The 18,556-nt window shown below is 61.5% G+C and carries 15 protein-coding genes; 8 read left to right on the top strand and 7 right to left on the bottom strand.

What is annotated here, in order from left to right; translation table 11 throughout:
• Positions 1-5: 5 nt before the first annotated feature.
• A complete protein-coding gene (locus FHT28_RS13295; protein WP_168596481.1) occupies positions 6-3,161 on the bottom strand; it encodes an efflux RND transporter permease subunit in 3,156 nt (1,051 codons plus the stop codon).
• The gene (locus FHT28_RS13290; protein ID WP_168596480.1) at positions 3,161-4,330 is read right to left on the bottom strand and encodes an efflux RND transporter periplasmic adaptor subunit; all 1,170 of its coding nucleotides are present in this window, start codon (positions 4,328-4,330) and stop codon (positions 3,161-3,163) included. Before FHT28_RS13290 ends, FHT28_RS13295 begins: the two co-directional genes overlap by 1 nt.
• Positions 4,331-4,531: 201 nt before the next feature.
• On the opposite strand from FHT28_RS13290, the gene FHT28_RS13285 reads away from it, so the two are divergent.
• Complete coding sequence (locus tag FHT28_RS13285) at positions 4,532-5,155, top strand: TetR family transcriptional regulator (protein ID WP_047637713.1); 624 nt, start codon at positions 4,532-4,534, stop codon at positions 5,153-5,155.
• Here FHT28_RS13285 and FHT28_RS13280 read toward each other — a convergent pair whose 3' ends face one another.
• Positions 5,156-5,626, bottom strand: a complete 471-nt coding sequence (locus tag FHT28_RS13280; RefSeq protein WP_037196181.1) for an Lrp/AsnC family transcriptional regulator — start codon at positions 5,624-5,626, stop codon at positions 5,156-5,158.
• Positions 5,627-5,777: 151 nt separating this feature from the next.
• On the opposite strand from FHT28_RS13280, the gene FHT28_RS13275 reads away from it, so the two are divergent.
• The 4 genes from FHT28_RS13275 to FHT28_RS13260 all read left to right on the top strand — a co-directional run bounded on the left by FHT28_RS13275 (position 5,778) and on the right by FHT28_RS13260 (position 10,821).
• Positions 5,778-6,527 (top strand): tryptophan 2,3-dioxygenase family protein, encoded by a 750-nt coding sequence (locus tag FHT28_RS13275; RefSeq protein WP_037196178.1) that lies wholly within the window; start codon positions 5,778-5,780, stop codon positions 6,525-6,527.
• 349 nt (positions 6,528-6,876) lie between these two features.
• Positions 6,877-8,235, top strand: a complete 1,359-nt coding sequence (locus FHT28_RS13270) for an Nramp family divalent metal transporter (RefSeq protein WP_037195996.1) — start codon at positions 6,877-6,879, stop codon at positions 8,233-8,235.
• Between the two features lie 132 nt (positions 8,236-8,367).
• Entirely contained in the window at positions 8,368-10,197 is a 1,830-nt protein-coding gene (locus tag FHT28_RS13265; RefSeq protein ID WP_168596479.1) for a M23 family metallopeptidase, read from the top strand.
• Positions 10,198-10,443: 246 nt separating this feature from the next.
• Positions 10,444-10,821: a DUF427 domain-containing protein gene (locus FHT28_RS13260; RefSeq protein ID WP_037195990.1), complete on the top strand. Its 378-nt coding sequence runs from the start codon at positions 10,444-10,446 to the stop codon at positions 10,819-10,821.
• Here FHT28_RS13260 and ugpC read toward each other — a convergent pair.
• From ugpC to FHT28_RS13240, 4 genes are all read right to left on the bottom strand, one after another.
• Positions 10,818-11,888: a sn-glycerol-3-phosphate ABC transporter ATP-binding protein UgpC gene (gene ugpC / locus FHT28_RS13255; protein WP_037195988.1), complete on the bottom strand. Its 1,071-nt coding sequence runs from the start codon at positions 11,886-11,888 to the stop codon at positions 10,818-10,820. The genes FHT28_RS13260 and ugpC overlap by 4 nt on opposite strands.
• Before the next feature lie 20 nt (positions 11,889-11,908).
• The gene (locus tag FHT28_RS13250; RefSeq protein WP_047637711.1) at positions 11,909-12,757 is read right to left on the bottom strand and encodes a carbohydrate ABC transporter permease; all 849 of its coding nucleotides are present in this window, start codon (positions 12,755-12,757) and stop codon (positions 11,909-11,911) included.
• Positions 12,750-13,688, bottom strand: a complete 939-nt coding sequence (locus FHT28_RS13245; RefSeq protein ID WP_047553871.1) for a sugar ABC transporter permease — start codon at positions 13,686-13,688, stop codon at positions 12,750-12,752. The genes FHT28_RS13250 and FHT28_RS13245 overlap by 8 nt, the downstream gene beginning before the upstream one ends.
• Before the next feature lie 306 nt (positions 13,689-13,994).
• Entirely contained in the window at positions 13,995-15,296 is a 1,302-nt protein-coding gene (locus FHT28_RS13240) for an extracellular solute-binding protein (RefSeq protein ID WP_037195980.1), read from the bottom strand.
• Between the two features lie 220 nt (positions 15,297-15,516).
• Between FHT28_RS13240 and FHT28_RS13235 the strand changes: the two genes are divergently transcribed.
• Genes FHT28_RS13235 through FHT28_RS13225 form a run of 3 tightly spaced genes read left to right on the top strand, consistent with a single transcriptional unit; the run spans position 15,517 to position 18,526 of the window.
• The gene (locus FHT28_RS13235) at positions 15,517-16,719 is read left to right on the top strand and encodes an ROK family transcriptional regulator (protein WP_047553874.1); all 1,203 of its coding nucleotides are present in this window, start codon (positions 15,517-15,519) and stop codon (positions 16,717-16,719) included.
• 40 nt (positions 16,720-16,759) lie between these two features.
• Positions 16,760-17,860: a Gfo/Idh/MocA family oxidoreductase gene (locus FHT28_RS13230; protein ID WP_168596478.1), complete on the top strand. Its 1,101-nt coding sequence runs from the start codon at positions 16,760-16,762 to the stop codon at positions 17,858-17,860.
• Between the two features lie 24 nt (positions 17,861-17,884).
• Positions 17,885-18,526 carry a ThuA domain-containing protein gene (locus FHT28_RS13225; protein WP_168596477.1) on the top strand — a complete coding sequence of 214 codons (642 nt, stop codon included), beginning with the start codon at positions 17,885-17,887 and terminating at the stop codon, positions 18,524-18,526.
• Positions 18,527-18,556: the final 30 nt, after the last annotated feature.

The following is an 18,556-nucleotide window of genomic DNA, read 5'->3' as shown; positions in this document are numbered from 1 at the left end:
AAACCCTACTCCGCCGCCTGCGCATGCGGACGATGATCGATCGCCTCGTCCTCGTCGTCTTCCGGTTTCGGCTGCTTCCAGGCGATCAGGCGGTAGAACATCGGGATAAAGAAGGTGGCGATGAAGGTTGCCGCCAGCATGCCGCCGATGACGCCGGTGCCGATTGCATGACGGCTGGCCGAACCGGCGCCGGTGCTGATGGCGAGCGGGACGACGCCGAGGATGAAGGCAAGCGATGTCATCACGATCGGGCGGAAGCGCAGCCGCGCCGCCTCGAGTGCCGCGTCAGCCGCACTCATCCCTTCCTTGCGTTTCAGCACGGCGAACTCGACGATCAGGATGGCGTTCTTTGCCGCGAGGCCGATCAGCGTCACCATGCCGATCTGGAAATAGACGTCGTTGGTGAGCCCGCGCAGATAGGTGGCGAGCAGCGCACCGAACAGCGCGAAGGGGATCGCGGTGATGACGGCGAGCGGCAGGCTCCATTTTTCATACTGCGCGGCAAGAATGAGGAACACCATGATGACGCCGAAGATCATCGCCTGCGTGCCGACGCCACTGGTCTCCAGCTCCTGATAGGCAGAGCCCGTCCAGGCGATCTGGAAACCCTCAGGCAAGGTCTCGGCCGCCACCTGCTGCATGGCCTTGATCGCATCGCCTGATGTATAGCCCGGCGCCGGATTGCCGGTGATCTTGGCGGCGTTGAAGGCATTGTAGCGTTCGAGTTGGTCCGGCCCGATGACGCGCGACACCTTGATGAGCGCATCGAGCGGGATCATCTTGCCGCTGTCGGAGCGCACGAAGACCTGGCGCAGATCGTCAGGCGATTCGCGGAAGGGCGCCTCCGACTGCAGATTGACCTGATAGTTGCGGCCGTAGAGCGTGAAATCGTTCACGTAGAGGCTGCCGAAGGTCGCCTGCATGGCATCGAAGACCGAGTTGATCGGCACGCCGAGCGCCTTGGCCTTCTCACGGTCGAGATCGGCGCGGAACTGCGGGACGTTGGTGTCGAGCGTGGTGCGCACCGCCGCAAGCTCCGGCCGCTTGGAGGCGGCCGCGACAAGCTTCTGCGCTTGCTCCGAAAGCCCCGCGACGCCCTTGCCGCTGCGGTCCTGCACATAGACCTCGAAGCCGCCTGTCGTCGACAGGCCCTGGATCGGCGGCGGGTTGAAGGCAAGCACCATGGCATCCTTGATGCCCATGTTGGCGCCGATCATCGGGCCTGCGAGATTGCGGGCGTCGAGTTCGGGCGTCTTGCGCTCGCTCCAGTCCTTCAGCGTCACGAAGGCAACGCCGGCGCTGCTCTTCAGGCCGCCCGACAGCAGGTCGAAGCCGGAGACCGCAAAGACGTTCTCGACGCCGGGAAGCTTCTCGGTGTTGGCAAGCGCCTCATCCATGACGGCCTGGGTGCGCGTCAGCGAAGCCGCCGGTGGCAGGATGGCGATCTGGAACAGCGAGCCCTGGTCCTCGTCCGGCACCAGCGAACCCGGCAGCGTATAGAAGAGATAGCCGGTCACGCCGAGCAGGCCGGCAACCAGCACGCAGCCGACGATGACGCGCTTCAGGAAGAAGGCGACGCCGGCCGCATAGCCCTGCGTCAGCCGCTCGAAAGCACGGTTGAAGATACGGAAGGGCAGTACCGGCTCGTGATGGCCGGGCTTCAGGATCAGCGCGCACAGTGCCGGTGTCAGCGTCAGCGCCACGATACCGGACAGGGTGACCGAGATCGCGATAGTGACCGCGAACTGCTTGTACATCTGGCCCGCCAGCCCGCCCATGAAGGAGACCGGGATGAACACGGCGCAGAGCACCAGCACGATGGCGATGACCGGGCCTGTGACTTCGCCCATCGCCTTGATGGCCGCCTTCTTCGGCGACAGCTTCTCCGTCGACATCAGGCGCTCGACATTTTCGAGCACGACGATGGCGTCGTCGACCACGATGCCGATCGCCAGCACCAATCCGAACAGGGTCAAGAGATTGATCGAGAAGCCGAGCAGATACATGCCGGCAAATGTGCCGATGATCGAGATCGGCACGGCGATGACAGGGATCAGCGTCGCGCGCCAGTTCTGCAGGAAGACGAAGACGACGACAATGACGAGAAGGATCGCCTCGATGAAGGTGTGCACCACCTCCTTGATCGATACCTGGATGAACTTCGTCGTGTCGTAGGGAATCTGATAGGCGACCCCATGCGGGAACGATTTTTGCAACTCGTCGAGACGGCCCTTGAGTGCCGCCATCGTATTCAAAGCATTGGCGCCCGGCTGCAGATAAACGGCGATCGGAACTGCCGGCGTGCCGTTGAGGCTGCTCTGGATGGAATAGCTCTTGGTGCCGAGTTCGATGCGCGCCACGTCCTTCAGCCTCAGCGTCGCGGCATTGGCCGTCGAACGCAGGATGATTTCGCCGAAGCCGTCGACATCGGGCAAGCGCCCCTGTGTCGTCACGGTATAGGTGAAAGCCTGCGGATTGTTGCTGGGCTGGTCGCCGAAGCGACCGGCGGCAAATTGCGAATTCTGCTCCTGGATGGCGGTCGCGACATCGCTCGGCGTCAGATTATATTGCGCCAGCTTGTCCGGCCGCAGCCAGATGCGCATCGAATAATCGACATCGCCGAGCAGGTTGACGTCGCCGACGCCGGGAATGCGTTTGAGATCGTCGATGACGTTCAGAAGCGCGTAGTTGCCGACATAGGTGCGGTCGTAGCGGCTGTCGGTGGAATACATCGCCACGAAGCCGAGGATGGAGGTCGAACGCTTGGTGACGACGACGCCGAGGCGTGTGACGTCCTGTGGCAGGGTCGAGACCGCACGCTGCACGCGGTTGTTGACGTTGATCGCAGCCTGGTCCGGATCGGTGCCGAGCGCGAAGGTCACTGTGATCTGCATCGCGCCGCTGTTGGAGTTCGTCGACTGCATGTAGAGCATGTTTTCGACGCCGTTGATCTGCTGCTCCAGTGGAGCTGCAACGGTCTGGGCCACCGTCTCGGCGCTGGCGCCGGGATAGGTCGCGGTGACCACCACCTGCGGCGGCGTCAGCTCGGGATATTGCGCGATCGGCAGAATGCGTATGCAGACGGCGCCCGCAAGCAGAATGACGATCGAGATCACCGCCGCGAAAACGGGGCGATCGATGAAGAATCTGTTGCCCAACATCAGTTCTGCGCCACCTTTTTCGCGTCCTTGGGCGTTGCATCCGCCGTCGCCTGCACAGCTGCGCCCGGGCGCACCTTGATGATGCCTTCGGTAATCAGCTTGTCACCGGCCTTGAGGCCCGAAAGCACCAGCCAGCTGTTGCCGACCTTCTGGCCGAGCGTTACCGGATTGACGTGCGCCTTGCCGTCCTGGTCGATCGTGTAGACGAATTGCCCCTGCGGGCTCTGCATCAATGCCACTTCCGGGATCGTGATGGCGTTGTCGAGCGACACGCCCGTTACCCGCGCGCGCACGAACTGGCCCGGCAGCAGCCGGCGATCGGGATTGTCGACCACGGCGCGGGCCTGCAGCGTGCCGGTCGACACGTCGATCGTGGAGGAGGTGAAGTCGACGACGCCGTCATGATCGTAGCTCGTGCCGTCGCCGAAAGAGATTTTGACGCCGAGATTGGGCGCCTCGCCCTTGGCCTTTTTCATGTCGACGAGCCGGCGCACTTCCGCAGCCTCGGAATCCGAGAAGGAGAAATTGACATAGACCGGATCGAGCTGGGTGATGTTGGTGAGCAGGCCGGTATCGCCCGTGGTGCCGATCAGGCTTCCTTCGGAGACCTGCTCCAGGCTGGTGATGCCGCCGATCGGTGCGGTCACCTTGGTATAGTCGAGATTGAGCTGCGCCGTCTGAACCTGTGCCCGCGCGGCCGCGACCGCCGCTTCCGCCAGCTCCCGCGCCGAAATGGCGTCGTCACGAGCCTTTTGTGTCGCTGCATTCTGGTCGAACAGGTTGATGTTGCGCTTTTCCTCGCGCTGAGCCTGAGTGAGCTGCGCCTGCGTCTGCTGAAGCTGCGCCTGAGACTGGGCGAGCGCTGCCTGGTAGGTCGCCGGATCGATCAGGAACAGCACATCGCCGGCCTTGACCTCGGCACCTTCGACAAAGTTTCTTTTCAACAGGATACCGCCCACGCGCGCCCGCACATCGACTTGCCTAAAGGCGGAGATGCGCGCAGCATATTCGTAGGAGAGCGATACGGTCTGGGGCTTGACCTCGATTGCCGTCACCTGCGGCGGCGGCATCTGTCCGGCCTGCTGCGCGAGGGAGGGAAATGCGCCGAAAATGAATAGTCCGGCTGCGGCGAGACTGCTGCGCAGGAGGAGAGAAATATGCATCGTCATGGAAAATCACCGCGATCTCAGACATTTTTGTTGCGCCGCAATATACAAACATTCATGAATGATTGTAAACATCAAATCGACGTGACTTTTTGCTCGATATCGTGTGCCGCGCATTGGCGCTTAGATATTAGCGTATGAAATCAAATACATGGAATGAGGCGAATGACCCCCTTTCGCCTCAAGGAAGCTTCGAGGAGGAGCATGCGCAGAACCAAGGAAGATGCCGCCAAGACCAGAGAGGAAGTCCTGACCGCCGCCGCCGCGGTTTTCTATGAAAACGGCGTAAGCGGCTCCAGCCTCGAGAAGATCGCCCAGCGTGCCGGCGTAACACGCGGCGCGATCTACTGGCATTTCAAGGACAAGGCCGAGGTTTTGACGGCGCTGCATAGCGAAATCCGCCTGCCGCAGGAGGCGATCGTCGATCATGCGCTGGAACATGGCCACGACGATCCTCTGGGCCTGATCGAGCAGGCATCGATCGAGGTCGTGCATATCCTGGCGAATGACGAGCATCAGCAGCGCGTCTTTGCCATTATGATCCTCGGCTGCGAATTCACCGAGGATCCCTCCGAGACTGCCCAGCGCATCATCACCGCCAACGCCGAAATGTACGAAAAGCTGCAGAAGCTGATCGACATGGCCGACCAGCAAGGCAAGCTCGCGAGCGGCTGGACCGTCGACACCGCCGCCCGCGCCTTCCAATGCTCGATGAACGGTCTTTTTGCCGAATGGCTGCGATCGGGAAAGTCGTTTCCGGTGGTCGATGTCGGCGAGAAGCTGGTGCGCAGCCTGATCGGCTCGATGCGGCGCAGCCAAGACCGGTAACTATTCGCGGGCGTGCCGCATGGCTTCGGCAAGAGAGATGTCCGACTTGATCTCCCGGGTCGACATCGATGTCACGGTGTGCCGCACGCCGGGCAGCCTGTTGAGCTCCTGCCGCAGCAGCCAGTCGAGCGCCGCCATGTCGGTGGCCAGAATATGCAGGAGATAATCGGCCTCGCCGGTGGTCGCATGACAGCGCCAGATCAGCGGATGGCGTCGCACGGCGGCTTCGAAGACATCGAAACGCTCGACATCGATCGAGACCTGCACGAAAGCCTCCAGGCCGAAACCCAGCCGGGCCGGATCGAGCGCCGTCCTGTACCCCCTGATCACGCCCGCCTCCTCCAGCGCCTTCACCCGCTTCCAGCACGGCGTCTTGCTGAGGCCGACCAGCTCGGCGAGAGCGGCAAACGAGATCCGGGCATCCGCCTCCAGCGCGGCAATGATCTTGTGATCCAGTGCGTCCAATTTCATCGTTCTTTCCATATCGCTGAAAATGATCGATCGTACTCCTGTTTTCCAATTTTGGGTGACAAATTGGAACAATGTTCAAGCTGAAATTTCGTATCCTTCGATAGGAGCAAACATGCTTGGCGGCCGCGGGCCGGATGAAAAGGGAACGAAGATGCAAAAGGAAGAATACTACGCCCGTATCGAAGCGCCCGACATGCGCGACTACGGCGTCTACCTGCAATGCGACAAGCTGCTTGCCTGTCAAAAGCCGTTGAGCGGCATGGTCAACGGCGATGAATTGCAGTTTCAGATCGTTCACCAGGTGGAAGAGCTCTGGATGAAGCTCATCGCCTACACGCTGGTCGACGTCATCGGCTTCATGGAGGAGCGCAACACGCACCGCGTCGTAACCCTCATGGGCCGCGTGCATCGGCTCATGCGCATGATGACGACCCAGCTCGACCTCCTGGAAACCATGTCGCCAAAGGAATACCAGGAAATCCGCCTGCAGCTCGGCAATGGCAGCGGCCAGGAATCGCCCGGCTTCAAGTTCCTGCTGCGCATGCCGCCAGATCTCTGGCACGCCTTCAAGGCGCACTATCTCGATGCCGCCGGACTGACGATCGAGGATATCTACGACGGCAAATACGATCACGGCGACAGCTACGTGGTCGCGGAAGCCTTGGTGGAATTCGACGAACTGTTCCAGAAATTCCGCGCCAACCACATCTATCTCATCCAGCGTTCCATCGGGCTCGGTTCGAAATCCCTGAAAGGCCGGCCGGTCGACCTGTTGCAGGCCGGCGCCCGTCACCGCTTCTTTCCCGATCTCTGGGATATCCGCGCTGAGATGACCGATCGTTGGGGCAGCCAATATGGTGTGGTCCGGGATTCCATTTCCAAGCATGACGCCGCCGAATAGGCGACGGCCGAAAGCAACCTTCCGCCGCGCGGCGTCACGCGACGGAAGGTTTTCATTGCCCGCGCACAAGCGCGACAGTGGGGTTGGCGCGATATGTGTCCCTCCTCACAAGGCGCGTCGTTATCGCCTATAGTCGACGACGATCTTTCCGACGGCGGACCCTCCTTCCACGAGCGTGAAACCTCTCCTCCCCACAATAACAGCGACGTCAACTCCGGCGGCAACGGCATAGGCAAGGTGCTTTGCTGCCCGATAAAATGCCAAAACCATGAAATATAGCCTATTGCATAATGTTGATATCCAGCATATTTGTTTAGTCACTTCAAAATTCGATCCTCCCGGAGTCCGCATGACGCAAATTCAGGAAGCCGCCGCGCAAGGCCGCGCATGGAAATTCGCGAGCGCCGACGAGGACGACCGCCCAAGCCTTCCCGAAGTCAATTCCACCATCAAGGTTCCCCATACCGGCACCTGGGTTCGGCGCCTGATCGCCTTCCTCGGACCGGGCTATATGATCTCCGTCGGTTACATGGACCCCGGCAACTGGGCGACGGACATCGCGGGCGGCTCGCAATTCGGCTACACGCTGCTTGCCGTCATCATGCTGTCCAACCTGATGGCGATCCTGCTGCAGGCACTGTCGGCCCGGCTCGGCATCGTTACCGGCCGCGATCTTGCCCAGGCCTGTCGCGATCACTATCCGCGGCCCGTCAACCTAGCTCTATGGTTTGCCTGCGAACTGGCCATCATCGCCTGCGACCTCGCCGAAGTCATCGGCACGGCGATCGCTCTGCAGCTGCTCTTCGGAATTCCGCTGATCGGCGGCGCATTGATCACCGCGCTCGACGCCTTCCTGCTGCTGCTTCTGATGAACAAGGGCTTCCGGTATCTCGAAGCCTTCGTCATCGCGCTGCTGGTCGTCATCGCCACCTGTTTTGCCGTGCAGATCGTCGCTGCCGCGCCTCCGGTCGCAGGCATCCTCCACGGCTTCATCCCCTCGCCCGAGATCGTCACCAATCCCGCGATGCTCTACATCGCCATGGGCATCATCGGCGCGACCGTCATGCCGCATAATCTCTACCTGCATTCCTCGATCGTGCAGACCCGCGCCTATAAGCGCAATGACGAAGGCCGCCGCGACGCCATCAAATGGGCAACCCTCGACAGCACCATCGCCCTGATGCTGGCGCTCTTCGTCAACGCCGCGATCCTGATCGTCGCTGCCGCCGCTTTCCACACCAGCGGCCATGCCGACGTTGCCGAGATCGGTCAGGCATACGAACTGCTGTCGCCGCTGCTCGGCCTCGGCATCGCCTCCACGTTGTTTGCCGTCGCGCTGCTCGCCTCAGGGCTCAATTCGACCGTTACGGCGACGCTCGCGGGCCAGATCGTGATGGAAGGCTTCCTCCGCCTGCGGATTCCGCATTGGGCAAGGCGACTTTTGACCCGCGGCCTCGCAATTATTCCGGTTGTGTTCGTGACCGCTATTTATGGTGAAAAAGGCACTGCCAATTTGCTCGTGCTGAGCCAGGTCGTCCTGTCCATGCAGCTGCCCTTTGCTGTCATCCCGCTGGTTCAATTCGTCACGAATCGCGAGAAAATGGGCAAATTCGTCGTCTCGAGAAGTATTGCCATTCTCTCCTGGCTGGTCGCGGCAATCATTCTGGTGCTGAACTTCAAGCTTCTCTACGACACCATCTTCGGTTGACGAATCATCCGGAACGCGCGAATCTGGACCTGTGGACGATCACGGCAATTAACAGACTCGTAATATTTGCCTAGATTTCGCCATGATTTGCCCTAGTTTGGGCCCACCGCAGTCTGCAGGGTTCCTCACTTCATGGTCGAAAGTCCATTGCGCGTCCAATTTCCTGCAGAAGCTGCGATGCAGGCGCGGCCGCATCATGAATTTCACATTCCGTTTCTGCCTCGCTCTCCACATCTTCGCCATCTGATCGCGATCAGCCTGGCCGGCACCGCTTCCTTCGGCCTTCTCGCAAGCGTGCTCTATCCATTGCTGGCGCATCATACCATCGAACAGGCCGTGCCGATGCGCACCGCCCAACTTGCGCGCCCGCAGCCGGCGCTGCGCAAGAGCACCCGCATCGCCGCTGCAAAACAGCGTTTCGATGGTGCCCGTTTCGCGCAGGTGGCAGAGAAGACCTCGAGCGGCGAAACCCGCATTTTCACCTATCACCGCACGACGCTGGTTTTCAAATCGGCGGAATCCGCAAACTCAGACGGCAATCTCGGTGCCATCAACGCCTCTTATGGCGGCGAACGTGCCGAGGAGGTGGTGTTCTCGCCGCCGTCGCTGTCGGATATCCGCCATGGTATCTATCCGCAGACGACGCACTATGATGCCGTTCGGCGCTCGCGCTTCCCCGTTCGCGGCGTTCCGCTGAATGTCAGCGTTTCGAGGGCAACCACGGGCGAGTCTGGCCGCGAGTTCCACAAGCTCGTTTCCATGCCGAAGGACAAGCAGGATCTGCAGGACATCCTGGCATCCGCGGGCCTCAGCAGCGACGCCGGCGATGAGCTGCAACGTGCGCTTGAGACCGACACGGTTTCCCCCGGCGACAGCCTGGAACTGCTGCTGGAGAAGAAGGGGCCTAACGCACGCCCGAAGCTGATCATGGCCCGCCTCAGCGGCGACAAGACGCCCGAGCGCGTCGTCGCGCGCGACGATGCGGACAGCTTTGTGCCGATGGCCAATGACCAGCTGTTTTCCACGCTCTATAGCGAAAGCCAGGCCGAATTGCCTGCCTCGACGGAGGTAGCTGCCGTCGATCTCAAGGACGTTGACGGGAACGACGAGACGACAATTAGCGCCAAGCTCGAGAAGGCAGGCCTGACCAGAGAATGCGCCTCGCAGCTCGTCAAGCTTGCCAAGGCCAAGGGCATTTCGCTGACGAGCGTCGAAGATGCGCCCGACAGCGTCGATCTGCTCTTCCGCAAGGCGGAGGAAGGCAAGAACGAGTTGATGTTCATCGAGTTCCATGCCGACGGCGACACGCACCGCTTCTATCTGCACAAGAATAGCGGCGAAGAGCCCTCGGAATTCTACGATGAAGGCGGCCATTCGATCGCCAAGTCGCTTGTGCACCGTCCCGTGCCGAACGGCACGCTTGGCGACGGTTTCGCCTGGCGTATCCATCCCATTCTCGGCGTGAAGAAATTCCATAACGGCGTCGATTTCCGCGCACCGATGGGCAGCCCGATCCAGGCCGCCGGCGATGGTGTCGTCGAAAAGATCTCCTGGGAAACAGGCTACGGCAAATATGTGCGCATCCGCCACGACGGCGGCTATGAGACCACCTATGCCCATATTTCCGCAACACCGTCGGATTTGCGCGTCGGCCAGCGCGTCACCCAGGGCCAGACCATCGCCTATGTCGGCTCGACCGGCTACTCCACCGGCCCGCATCTCTACTATGAACTGCGCGTCAACGGCCGCTATGAGAATCCGCTGACGGCACAATTGCCCGCCGGCACCAATCTCACGGGCAAATCGCTCGACAGCCTGCGCTCCCAGGTCAACCACGTCGAAAACATCATGAGCTATCTCGACGTGCCGCCGGCGCGCGACGATCCGCCACCGCCCTTCCCGGGCTTTGAGCCGGGACCTGGGCCTGCCGGCCCCGGACCGAAGCACTTCGGCGCACCTTAAGCCTCCGTCGCGCGCGCTCGGCTGATTGCGGACGCAGTTGCGCAGATTTACGACCGAGCACTGACAATCGGCGTTGCGCTTCCTATATCCCTTTCCGAACGCAAATCGTCAGGCCCTCCGCCGTTGCCGCGGCTTTGTACCTGACCCCTCACCCTAGCCCTCTCCCCGCACTGCGGGGAGAGGGCCAAGCACAAAGCGCCACATCGGCGGACACACCCGACCATCGCTCACCCCAGGAGCCACGTGATGTCGCAAAAGCCAGTCAAAACACCCGGTCCCGATCATCCCATCACGATCGAAGAGAAGCATGCCCATGTCACCGTTTCCGTCGCCGGCAAGGTGATCGCCGACACCCACGAAGCGCTGTCCCTCAAGGAGGCATCCTATCCGGCTGTGCTCTATATCCCGCGCAAGGATGTCGACCTGTCGTTGCTGGAAAGAACAAGCCACGAAACCTACTGCCCCTACAAGGGCGACTGCTCCTATTACAGCATCCCCGCCGGCGGCGAGCGTTCTGTGAACGCGATCTGGACCTATGAGAATCCCTATCCCTCGGTCAGCCAGATCAAGGACTACATGGCCTTCTACCCTGATCGCGTCGACGTGATCGACATCATCAGCTAAAGCGCCAGACCGCTCGACGCATCGAAGACGTAGACCAGGTCCGGGCTGACGGAAACATTCAGCGGTTGACCATAGCGCACCGGCGCCTCGCCATCGACGACGGCCGTTACCTGCTCGCCGGCGAGGTCGAACAGCACATGCGTCTGGGCGCCGGTCGGCTCGACCAGCAGCGTCTGGCCGCTGAGCGGCGAACCGCCGCTCGCAAGGCTAAGATGCTCGGGCCGCAGGCCGATCTTCACGCTCTGGCCCGGCTTCACCTTGCGCTCGCCGGCGATGCGCACCGACGTGCTATCCTTCAGCCGCACGGCCGGGGCGCCATCCACACCATCGACCACACCGTCGAGGAAATTCATCGCCGGCGAGCCGATGAAGCCGGCGACGAAGAGATTGGCCGGCTTGCGATAAAGCTCGATCGGCGTGCCCTGCTGCTCGATCTTGCCCTGGTTCAGGACGACGATGCGGTCGGCAAGCGTCATCGCCTCGATCTGGTCGTGAGTCACGTAGATCGACGTCGTCTGCACCTTCTGATGCAGCGCCTTGATTTCCGAGCGCATCTGCACCCGCAATTTGGCATCGAGGTTGGACAGCGGCTCGTCGAACAGGAAGACGGCCGGATTGCGCACGATGGCGCGGCCCATGGCGACACGCTGGCGTTGGCCGCCGGACAGCTGCGCCGGCTTGCGGTCGAGCAGCTTGGTGAGATCGAGCATGCGCGCCGCTTCGTTGACGCGCTGCTCGATAACCGGCTTCGGCTCGCCCGAGAGCTTAAGGTTGAAGCCCATGTTCTCGGCGACGGTCATGTGCGGATAGAGCGCATAGGACTGGAAGACCATGGCGATGTTGCGCTCGCGCGGCGTCATGCCATTGACCACCTGCCCGCCGATCGACACATCGCCGTCGGTGATTTCCTCAAGCCCGGCGATCATGCGCAAAAGGGTCGATTTCCCGCAGCCTGAGGGGCCGACGAGGGCGATGAACTCGCCGTCATCGATTGCCAGCGAGATATCGTGGATGACCGTGAGCGCCCCATAGGCCTTGTGGATATTGTGCAGTTCGACGGATGCCATGCTTTTTGCTCCGATAGGGCTCAGGATTTCACCGCGCCGGCGGTAAGACCGGCGATGATATGCTTCTGCGCCAGGAAGAAGACGATGATGGTGGGCAGGATGGTCAGCGTGATGAAGGCGAGCACCAGCTCCCACTCCGTGCCGAATTCGCCGCTATAGACCATCATGCCGAGCGGCCAGGGATAGATCGAATCCGAGTTCAGCATGATCAGCGGCAGGATGTAGCTGTTCCAGCTGCCGACGAAGGAAATGATGCTGACCGTGGCGATGATCGGCCGCGATAGCGGCAGCGAGATATGCCAGAAGAAGCGGATATAGCCGCAGCCATCAACGAAGGCGGCCTGGAACAATTCTTCCGGAAGGTTGCGAAAGTAATTGCGAAAAAGCAGAATGCTCATGCCGAGGCCGAAGGCGACCTGCGGCAGCACCACGCCCCAATAGGTGTTGAGCAGGCCGAGATCCCGGATGCGGATGAACAGCGGCAGGATGGCGGTCGCGGCCGGAAACATCAGGCCGATCAGGAAATAGTTCAGCAGGAAGTTCGAGCCGAAGAATTTTACGTGCGCGAAGGCGAAGGCTGCCATCGCCGAGACCGATACCGTCAGGAACACGGTCAACACGGCGATGATCAAAGAGTTCATCATTTGCCGCCAGTAGCGGTCGCCGAACAGGATGCCGGCATAATTCTCGAAATGCCACTCGGCGGGCAGGCCGAAGGGATTGGTGCGAAGATCGCCGAGCGACTTGAAGCCGCCGAGCGCGGTCGTCAGCAGCGGGATCAGCACGATGGCGGCGATGATGGTGAGCGACACATAGAGATAGATCTTCGTGCCGGTGCTCAGTCGAACGGATGTGGCCATATCAGTCATTGCGCATAAATATCCGTTTGTAGCCGAAGGCGAGGGTGACGCAGATCACGAACAGCACGACGCCGACGGCGCTGCCGAGGCCGACCTGCATGCGGGTGACGCCGAAATTGTAGAGAAAGGTCACCATCGTCTGCGTCGAGTTGAACGGTCCGCCGCCGGTGAGCGGCATGATCATGTCGAAGAGCTGCAATGATCCCACCACGGCGAAGAACACGGAGAGACGCAGCGTCGAGCCGAGCAGTGGCAGGGTGACGTAACGGAACTTCTGCCAGCCGGTGGCGCCATCGATCTCGGCGGCTTCCAGCACGCTCTTGTCGAGGGATTGCAGGCCGGCGATGAACAGCATCATGTGGAAGCCGAAATATTTCCACACGATCACGCCGAGCACCGCGTACATCGCCAGATCCTTGTCGGCGAGCACGTAAGGCGTGGGCGTGCCGAGGAAATGGGCGATCGCGGCGAAGAGGCCGTAGTCACCGTCATAGACGAAGCGCCAGATCAGGCCGGCAGCGACTTCGGCCAGCACATAGGGCAGGAAGAAGATCAGCCGGAAGAGCACGACGCCGCGGATGCGGTTGGCGAGCATCGTTGCCAGCCAGATCGCGAGCGGCACCTGAATGGCGATCGACACCACGATGATCAGCGCATTGTTCTTGAGCGATGTCAGGAACGCGCCGTTCTTGAACAGCACCTGGAAATTGCGCAGGCCGACGAATTCAGTGGGCGGACCGTAGCCGTCCCAGCGATAGAGGCTGTACCAGGCCGCTTCCCCCATCGGCAGGATGACGAAGATGGTGAAAAGCAGAAGCGCTGGCGGCAGGAACAGTAGGATGACCGGCATGCGACCGCGTGCGGCGGGCGACTTTCGCTTCGCTGCGGGCTTCGCCCGTGCGACGGAGGGCATGGCGGTCGTGGCGCTGACATCGGTCATAGATAATCCTGACCCCTGAAGTTCCAGGGAAGCACGCGTCGTCTTTGGAATGGCGAGCCGGTATTAGGAGCCGGCTCACCCGATCAATTGTCACGCCAAAATTCAGATGAATTCCACAAATTGGCGCCAGGGCACATTTCACCTTCTCCCCGCCGGGGAGAAGGACGCCCGAAGGGCAGGTTGAGGGGGCGTTGCACCGTAAGGGCCGCAAAGAATATGCCGCACCCCCCTCATCGGTCTCTCACCGCTTCACTTCGCTCAGCGTCTCGATCCACCTTCTCCCCGTTGGGGCGAAGATCTAAGATATCAAAGCTGATCCTGCTCGAAGGCTTCCTGAACCTGCTGCGCGCCATCCTTCGGGGTGACCTGGCCCGAGACGATACCGACAGCCACGTCGTTGACCACGCGACCGACGGACGGGCCGAGATCCTGGTCGAAGAAGTTCTGGTGCCAGGTCGAATGCGCCAGCTGGTCGGCAGCCTCATGCATCAGCGGACCCTTGACGCCGTCTTCAGCGCCGACAGCTACCGGGATGATCATGCCAGCCTGCGCCATGGTGCGCTCATTCTCCGCATTGGTCAGATAAGCGAGGAAATCGAGCGCTTCGGGCGGAGCTTTCTTGGTGACGGCCCAACCGTTCAGGCCACCGAGCGTATCGGTCCCAAGGCCAGCGCCACCGGTGACGGCCGGAAAGGCGAAGCGGCCGACATTGTCGTTCGCCAGGCCCTTGCCATCGCCGGCATTGGTGCGCTGGTTGGCGACGGTATTCTCGAACCCGAGGATCATGGCAGCCTTGCCGTCGCCGAAGACACCGAGCGCCTGCGGCCAGGTGGTGCCGAGATAGCCAGGCTGGAAGGGTTCGAGCTTGCCGAGTTCGGCGAGCTGCTCGCCGGCCTTGATGATAGCGGGATCGTTGAAGCCGTTGCCCTTGCCGTTCTTGGCATCGCTGAAGACCTGCTGGCCGCCGTCGCGCATCACCAGATAGCTCCAGTAGAAATGGATCGGCCACTTCTCGCCGCCGCCACCGGCGATCGGCGCGATGCCGGCCGCCTTGATCTTCTTGACCGCGGCCAGATAGTCATCCCAGGTCTTGATAGCGCTAGCATCGACGCCAGCCTTGGCGAAGAGCGCCTTGTTGTAGAAGAAGGAAACGGTGCCCATTTTGTACGGCACGGCGCTGATCTTGCTGTCGAAGGTCAGGCCTTTGACGGCGGCCTGATTATAGCTCTTCGACCACGCACCGTCCTTGGCGTTCATGGCCGCAGTGAGGTCCTGCAATGTTCCGGTCTGCTGTTGCTGCTTCAGCACGCCGCCGCCCCAGCTGAAGAAGAAATCGGGAGCGTCCTTCGATTGCAATAGTGTCGGCAGTTTCGCCTTGAAGGCCTCGTTGGCCAGGAACTGCATCTCGATCTTCGTACCGGGATGTTTAGCCTCATACTGATCGGCGATCTTGCGCCAGACGGCAACATAAGTCGGATCGGTTTCCAGATGAAGCCATTTGACGACGGTGTCGGCGGCAGCGCTCGACACGCCGGCCAGAATCGCCAATCCGGTCGTTGCGGCAATAGCGGCGATGCGAAGGGCCTTGGCCCCACGTAGATGGATCATGATTTTCTCCTCCCAAGGGAACCAAGAGCCTCAATATTTTTTCCCTTATGCGGATTAATTCAACGGAGCTTTGCTGAAATGTCAACCACCATCGCTAAATTTTCGGCAGATCGTCGGTAAAACGGCTTGACATTGGGCAATTGGCATAGGTTATTTAATACGCATTCCGTTAAAAATACCAGGCCGCCGCCGAGCGGGTCCGACATCCGGCACCATTCTCATGAAAACAGCAGATCCCGAACTCATGCGGGCGATAAACCGCTTCAACGTGCTGGATACGATCCGGCGGGCGGGCTCCATCGCACGCATCGAAATCAGCGAGCGCACCCAGCTTTCGACCACCACGGTCTCGGCGATAACAGCGTCGTTGCTGGATGACGGCCTGATCCTGGCGCGCACGGAGGGCGACCTGCGCGAGGCCGCCGCCCGAGGCCGGCCCCGCGTCATGCTGGAACTCAATCCGGACGCCGCCCGCGTCGTCGGCGCGAAGATCGCCGCCAACCGCATGGTCTTCGTCGTCACCGATTTTCGCGGCGAAGTGCTTTCGACGCTGACGCTGGCGCTCCGCGTCGACCGGCAGCCGATCGGCGTCATCGCCGATCTGATCGAGGACGGCGTGCGCCGCTGTGTCGTCGACGCCAACCTGGCGCTTGATGAAATCGATTCGGTCTGTCTCGGCCTGCCCGGCGTCGTCGAACATCGCACCGGCCATGTGCGCACCAGCCCGATCTTCCGCGAAACCGGCGTCGATTTCGCCAGGGAAATGTCCGAACGGCTGGGCGTCACCACCATCGTCGAAAGCGATGCGCACGCCATCACGCTCGCCCATCACTGGTTCGGCAAGGCCCGGGACCTTGACGACATGGTGCTGGTGTCGCTGGAACAGACACTGGGGCTGGGCGTACTGCATGGCGGCCAGCTCTTTCGCGGGGCCGGCGGCCTCAGCCACAATCTCGGTGACCTCGTTCTCGGCATCGGGCCGCAGGGCACGGTCAGACTGGCGAGCCTTGCCGGCGAGAGCGCCATTCTCGGCGATCAGCCGAGCGGCCGCTTCGCAGAGGCGATCCGTCTCGGGCAGGGCATGGCGCATGCCAAGACGCTGATTGCGGCGGAAGACAATACGCTGATCGGCGCGGCGGTCCGCGCCGGCGAAGCCTGCGGCACGGCGCTCGCCAATATCGTCACGCTGTTTGCCCCGCCGCGCGTCATTCTTGTGGGATCGAGCCTGGCGCTCGGCCAGCCCTTCCTCGACAGCCTGCGGGAGGCCTATTCACTGGCAATCCCGCCGTCGATCAAGGGGGTGACCGAACTGGTATTCGACCAATCGACCGACGAGACCTGGGCGCAGGGCGCAGCCGTCGTCGCGCTGCGCGAACTCTACGAATCGCCCTGGGGCACGACAGGGCCGGCACCGGCCCTCTGATCCTCGGGGACAGGCAAAGACAATTATCTGGAGGAAGTCTATGAACAAGGTCGGCATCGGCATTATCGGCTGCGGAAACATTTCCGGCGCCTATCTCACCGCCATGAAATCCTTTCCCATTCTCGACATCAAAGGCGTCGCCGACCTCAATCGCGAGCTTGCGGAGGCAAAGGCCGCCGAATTCGGCCTGAAGGCGGTTGAGATCGCAGCCCTGCTCGCTGATCCCACGGTCGAGATCATCGTCAACCTGACCATCCCGAAGGCGCATGTCGCGGTCGGCCTGCAGGCGCTGGATGCCGGCAAGCACACCTATTCGGAAAAGCCGCTTGGCATCAATTTCGCCGAAGGCAAGAAGCTTGCGGACGCGGCTGCCGCCAAGGGTCTGCGCATCGGCGCGGCGCCCGATACCTTTCTCGGCGGCGGCCATCAGACGGCCCGCGCCATCATCGACGAAGGCGCAATCGGCATCCCGGTCGGCGGCACCGCCACTTTCATGTGTCCCGGCCACGAGCGCTGGCATCCGAATCCGGCCTTCTATTATGAAGTCGGGGGCGGCCCCATGCTCGACATGGGGCCCTACTACATCACCGACCTCGTCAATCTGCTCGGCCCCGTCTCACAGGTCGCAGGTTTTGCTATGACGCCGCGCAAGGAGCGCATCATCACCAGCGAGCCGCGCAATGGCGAGCACATCCCCGTGCATGTCGCGACCCACGTCGCCGGCGTCATGGCCTTTGCCAATGGCGCGGTCGTGCAGATCGGCATGAGCTTCGACGTCGCCGGCCACAAGCATGTGCCGCTCGAAGTCTACGGCACCGAGGGCACTTTGATCGTGCCCGACCCCAATCGCTTCGGCGGCCCCGTCGAGTTCCTGAAGAAAGGCGACGAGTTCGCGGAGCGCGAAATCACGGCTCCCTATGCCGACGGCAATTACCGCTCTCTCGGCGTCGCCGATATGGCGCATGCCATCCGCTCGAACCGTCCGCACCGGGCCAATGGCAGCCTGGCGCTGCACGTGCTCGAGGTCATGGAAGCCTTCCAGACCGCGTCCGATAGCGGGCGCACGGTCACCATAACGACGCAAACGGAACGTCCGGCCCCGCTGTCCGAATCCCTCGTGGACGGAAAAATCGGCCGCTAACCGCGCAATTTCAGGAGGAATATCATGCGTGAAGCACTTATCGTCTGGGGCGGCTGGAGCGGCCACGAGCCGCAGGAATGCGCCCATATCATCCGCGATATGCTGGAGGAGGACGGCTTCAAGGTCTATCTCGAAAACAGCACCGAAGCCTTTGCCGATCCCTCGATCCACGATCTCAGCCTGATCGTGCCGATCGTCACCATGTCGAAGATCGAGAAGGAAGAGGTGAAAAATCTTGCCGCCGCGATCGAGAGCGGCGTCGGCATCGCCGGCTATCACGGCGGCGCCGGCGACTCATTCCGAGAGAGCGTCGAGTACCAGTTTATCATCGGTGGCCAATGGGTCGCCCATCCCGGCAACATCATCGACTATACCGTCAACATAACCCGCCCGGACGATCCGATCATGGAAGGAATCACCGATTTCCCCTACGCGTCCGAGCAATATTACATGCATGTCGATCCGTCGAACGAGGTGCTGGCGACCACGACCTTCACCGGCGAGCACGCCTACTGGATCGACGGCGTCGTCATGCCGGTGGCCTGGAAGCGCAAATACGGCAAGGGCCGCGTCTTCTATTCCTCGCTCGGCCACCAGGCCAAGGAATTCGACGTGCCTCAGATGAAAACGATCTTCCGCCGCGGCGCCAACTGGGCGGCGCGCTGAGGGCGCCTGCCTCTTTCTGGCAAGGATTGC

It is taken from the genome of Rhizobium sp. SG570, assembly GCF_012275345.1.
In the GTDB taxonomy this organism is placed as follows: Bacteria; Pseudomonadota; Alphaproteobacteria; order Rhizobiales; family Rhizobiaceae; genus Rhizobium; species Rhizobium lusitanum.
Note: the sequence above shows the minus strand (reverse complement) of the source record. Positions and strands in the feature narration are given on the sequence as shown.

What these genes read in the sequence shown, in the direction of transcription:
- FHT28_RS13295 (WP_168596481.1), bottom strand. Translation starts at nt 3,161, where the DNA reads ATGTTGGGCAACAGATTCTTCATCGATCGCCCCGTTTTCGCGGCGGTG.
- FHT28_RS13290 (WP_168596480.1), bottom strand. Translation starts at nt 4,330, where the DNA reads ATGACGATGCATATTTCTCTCCTCCTGCGCAGCAGTCTCGCCGCAGCC.
- FHT28_RS13285 (WP_047637713.1), top strand. Translation starts at nt 4,532, where the DNA reads ATGCGCAGAACCAAGGAAGATGCCGCCAAGACCAGAGAGGAAGTCCTG.
- FHT28_RS13280 (WP_037196181.1), bottom strand. Translation starts at nt 5,626, where the DNA reads ATGAAATTGGACGCACTGGATCACAAGATCATTGCCGCGCTGGAGGCG.
- FHT28_RS13275 (WP_037196178.1), top strand. Translation starts at nt 5,778, where the DNA reads ATGCAAAAGGAAGAATACTACGCCCGTATCGAAGCGCCCGACATGCGC.
- FHT28_RS13270 (WP_037195996.1), top strand. Translation starts at nt 6,877, where the DNA reads ATGACGCAAATTCAGGAAGCCGCCGCGCAAGGCCGCGCATGGAAATTC.
- FHT28_RS13265 (WP_168596479.1), top strand. Translation starts at nt 8,368, where the DNA reads ATGGTCGAAAGTCCATTGCGCGTCCAATTTCCTGCAGAAGCTGCGATG.
- FHT28_RS13260 (WP_037195990.1), top strand. Translation starts at nt 10,444, where the DNA reads ATGTCGCAAAAGCCAGTCAAAACACCCGGTCCCGATCATCCCATCACG.
- ugpC (WP_037195988.1), bottom strand. Translation starts at nt 11,888, where the DNA reads ATGGCATCCGTCGAACTGCACAATATCCACAAGGCCTATGGGGCGCTC.
- FHT28_RS13250 (WP_047637711.1), bottom strand. Translation starts at nt 12,757, where the DNA reads ATGACTGATATGGCCACATCCGTTCGACTGAGCACCGGCACGAAGATC.
- FHT28_RS13245 (WP_047553871.1), bottom strand. Translation starts at nt 13,688, where the DNA reads ATGACCGATGTCAGCGCCACGACCGCCATGCCCTCCGTCGCACGGGCG.
- FHT28_RS13240 (WP_037195980.1), bottom strand. Translation starts at nt 15,296, where the DNA reads ATGATCCATCTACGTGGGGCCAAGGCCCTTCGCATCGCCGCTATTGCC.
- FHT28_RS13235 (WP_047553874.1), top strand. Translation starts at nt 15,517, where the DNA reads ATGAAAACAGCAGATCCCGAACTCATGCGGGCGATAAACCGCTTCAAC.
- FHT28_RS13230 (WP_168596478.1), top strand. Translation starts at nt 16,760, where the DNA reads ATGAACAAGGTCGGCATCGGCATTATCGGCTGCGGAAACATTTCCGGC.
- FHT28_RS13225 (WP_168596477.1), top strand. Translation starts at nt 17,885, where the DNA reads ATGCGTGAAGCACTTATCGTCTGGGGCGGCTGGAGCGGCCACGAGCCG.